The sequence below is a fragment of the Bacteroidales bacterium genome (assembly GCA_018334875.1).
In the GTDB taxonomy this organism is placed as follows: Bacteria; Bacteroidota; Bacteroidia; order Bacteroidales; family UBA12077; genus JAGXLC01.
Window position 1 is genome coordinate 1 of sequence record JAGXLC010000490.1, and the last position, 2,873, is coordinate 2,873.

General features: G+C 37.1%; 3 protein-coding genes. All 3 read left to right on the forward strand.

From position 1 onward, the window contains the following. Positions 1-683 precede the first annotated feature (683 nt). The 3 genes from KGY70_20290 to KGY70_20300 all read left to right on the forward strand — a co-directional run bounded on the left by KGY70_20290 (position 684) and on the right by KGY70_20300 (position 2,422). Positions 684-1,013, forward strand: coding sequence for a hypothetical protein (locus tag KGY70_20290; GenBank protein ID MBS3777544.1), 330 nt, complete (start codon positions 684-686; stop codon positions 1,011-1,013). Then, positions 1,010-1,399 (forward strand): hypothetical protein, encoded by a 390-nt coding sequence (locus KGY70_20295; protein ID MBS3777545.1) that lies wholly within the window; start codon positions 1,010-1,012, stop codon positions 1,397-1,399. The genes KGY70_20290 and KGY70_20295 overlap by 4 nt, the downstream gene beginning before the upstream one ends. A gap of 357 nt (positions 1,400-1,756) precedes the next feature. Then, the gene (locus KGY70_20300) at positions 1,757-2,422 is read left to right on the forward strand and encodes a nucleotidyl transferase AbiEii/AbiGii toxin family protein (GenBank protein MBS3777546.1); all 666 of its coding nucleotides are present in this window, start codon (positions 1,757-1,759) and stop codon (positions 2,420-2,422) included. Positions 2,423-2,873 lie beyond the last annotated feature (451 nt).

The window sequence follows — 2,873 nt, forward strand, 5'->3', positions numbered from 1 at the left end:
GAAACAACGACGGCACGAGCGCACGACTGGCACGACAGCACGAAAGAACGACGAAGAAGTTATGAGTAATGAGTTGTGAGTTCCCTTGCAGAAAGTAAGATAGTGCGAAAACGCGCAACAAACAGAGACTCATCCTGCGGCCTCTTCCTCTAAGCTCTGAGCTCTTCGCTCTATGCTTCTACCAGCAATTCTCCTTCGCCCTCGAATACTCGGGCTACGGAGAACGAAGCCAGTAACCAATCAATAAATCAAATCCGTGTCATCCGCGTTCATACATTTAAAAATCCGTGTTCTAAACATTCCCAAACATTATCCGCGTTAATCCGTCTAATCCGTGTCATCCGCGTTCCAAATATTCCCGTGTTCCAAACATTCCCGCATTCCAAATATTTTTGCATTTCCCCTCCAATTTTATATTTTCGTATTCCCTTTTGGAAAAGCCCTGTTCAGTTCCTTCCCCCCTATGGGACTGAGGAGGCGGAGCTGTCTACCGGCAAAGCATCCACAAAAACCGAAGAAAAGAAAAAGTCCACGAATTACACGCCTGCCTGCTGGCGAGGCAGGAATTGCAAGAATGAAGAAACAAGGGACACCCGATTTTCAAAACATCTATCCACATTAAATTTTTTGCAATTTCTGCAATAAAATTTCCGTTATAGGTAACAACCATACCATATCTTTATATGACAACGAAATCACATACCACAAATAAAAATATCAAACAAAAAATCCTAATTCTACAGGAATTGGGAGCAGATCATATCCTTGAAAACTCATTAAACAAAATAATTGAGTTTCAGTTAGCTAAATACAAACAATTTAGGGAGGAAGTCAAAGCAGAATTGCAAAAATTTGAAAATACCTATAACATAAAATCTGAAATATTTTTCGATAAATTTCAAAAGGGAGAAATGGGAGATAAAGCTGATTATATTGAGTGGGCTTCCATTTATGAAAATCTGGAATATTACAATGATAAGATTGCCACTCTGGAAGGTGTTGTTAAAAAATGATTCATCAATACATTCGGGAACTGGAGCAATTCATAGAGTCAAGAGAGGAAATAATTGATCTTGAAATCATAAGACATAGCATCAGAGAAACTGAATTTGAAATCATTTTGATTTATAGGTACAAACTTTTACTTGAGGATAAATCAATTATTGAGCTTACAGAAAAACTAATAGAGAAAAATAACCAATTAAACCGGACAAAATACAGTTACCATTGGCAAACAGAACTGGGGAAGCTGATAAAAAGATGGGACAATGCACCTCATCATCCTGAAATAACAACAACACCACATCATTTATATACGAACAAAGAAGTTATGGCCCATAAAGAAATAGATGGTTTGGAAGCACTCAAGAGAATCTTAAAGGAGTATCCAGAAAAATAAAAAATAATGCCTCGAATTTCACGAATCCGTCAGGGGCCGGAGAAGTTTACACGAATTAAAGTATAACAGATGTAATTTATCAAGCAATTGTGCGTTATACAGGTAATTAAAGTATCAAAGTATTCTATATGAATATCACTGATTTTTCAAAACACATTTTTTGGTCTTATAAAGATAAGGCTGATATTCCCCCAGAACGGATTATAAAGCTTGTGATTTCACACGGTGAAATTTCAGATTTTATAAACCTCTCAAAAAGAATCTCTCATCATAAGATAGTCGAAGTGTTAAAAAACTGGAAAGAGAAAGATCGATATAAAAAACATATTCATTTCATGAACAAAGTGATTCTGAGGAATGACATCACAGTTTAACATTGATTTTCTACCCGGTCAAACTCAAAAAGTATTTGAAGAACTTGCTGAAAAACAATTCATCAACAAATACTCCCTTTTAGGAGGAACAGCTTTATCTTTACAGTTAAGACATCGCTTATCGGAAGATCTGGACTTTGTTTATGATGAGGAAAAGCTATCCATCAATGAAATCAAAAGGAATATAGCAAAAGTATTTCCTGAACACCTTATAATCAGGCAGGATACTCCCTGGCAAATTGATTTTATCATTAATGAAGTTAAAGTTACATTCTTTTCCGGGGGGTCAGTAGCCATTCCTTTCAATGTAGGGAATTATACCACACCTTATAAAAACATAAACATTTGTGAAGTAGATGTTATTGCTACTCTAAAAATGGCTTCAATTGCACAAAGAAACACGATAAGGGATTACTATGATTTATACTATCTGGCAAAATATCATATGTCACTTCTTGAAATCATTGAAAGAACAAAAACACTAATCCCAAATCTTTCTCCCATCACCTATACAGAGACACTGGTGTATACTGAAGACATTGATGAGGCAACAATAGCAGAGCATTTGCAGCCAGCTGAAATAGTTACAAAAGAGCAAATTTCTGATTTTTTTACAAATGAACTCATTAAGATTAAAGGGAAAATATAAAAGGGTCCACAAATCCGTCAGTTCCCGGACAAGTTTTTCACAGATAAAATAAAAATCCGCGGTCATCCCTGCCCGTCCGGTCAGGCGGGCGCTCAATCCGTGTTATCCCTGCCCCGTCCGAGAGGCGGGGTGCGTTCCAAATATTAAAACATTATCCGCGGTCATCCGTCCAATCCGTGTCACAGTGTCCGGCAACTGACGGATCAGCGTTCAAAATATTATCCGTGTTCCATACATTCTCCGCCTTCCAAGCATCTCTTCAGTTGGCCAAAATATTATCCACTGGCACCCACCCAAAAACTGCTGTTAAACATATTGTATTTATGATAAATTTTCTATATATTTTGCGCATTCTATGTTTAACTTTCAAAAGGATATGCGAATGAAAAACTACATTTCGGCTCAGCTTTCCGACGAAAAGATGGAGAAGGTTCAGTCATTGCTTAGGCAG